General features: G+C 50.8%; 1 protein-coding gene. It reads right to left on the bottom strand.

Features of this window, described 5'->3' with window-relative positions:
* Positions 1–451: hypothetical protein (locus NR073_RS11400; protein WP_256748839.1), on the bottom strand; the 451-nt coding region annotated here is incomplete at both ends.

Raw genomic sequence — 451 nt, 5'->3', positions numbered from 1 at the left:
TCTGCCCGCCCCGTGTGGTTTCCTTCTTCTTCTTCCCTCCTCTCCCCTCCCTCTCCTCTTCTTCCCCTTCCCCTCTCCCCTCTTCTTCTCTCCCTTTCCCTTCTCCTCTTCTCCTCTTTTCTTCCCTCTCCTCTTTCCCCCCTTCTTTTCCCTTCTCCCTCCCTCTCTCCCTCTCTTCCCTCCTCTCTTCCCCTTCCTTTCTTTTTTTCTCCTTTTCTTTTTCCTTCTCCTCTTCTCCTTCTTTCTCTCCTCCTTTTCCTCCTTCTCCCCTCCTTCTTCCTCTCTTTCCCTCTTTTTTCCCTCTTTCTTCCTTTCCTCTCTTCCTTCCTCTTCCCTTTCTCCTCTTTCTCTCTTTTCTTCCTTCTCTCTCCCTCCCCCCTTCCTCCTCTTCTTTCCCCTCTTCTTCTCCTTCCTCTCTTCCTCTCTTCTTTTCTTTCCCTCTTTTCCTCGC

This window comes from Micrococcus sp. Mcc28 (assembly GCF_024519775.1).
Classification (GTDB): domain Bacteria; phylum Actinomycetota; class Actinomycetes; order Actinomycetales; family Micrococcaceae; genus Micrococcus; species Micrococcus luteus.
Note: the sequence above shows the minus strand (reverse complement) of the source record. Positions and strands in the feature narration are given on the sequence as shown.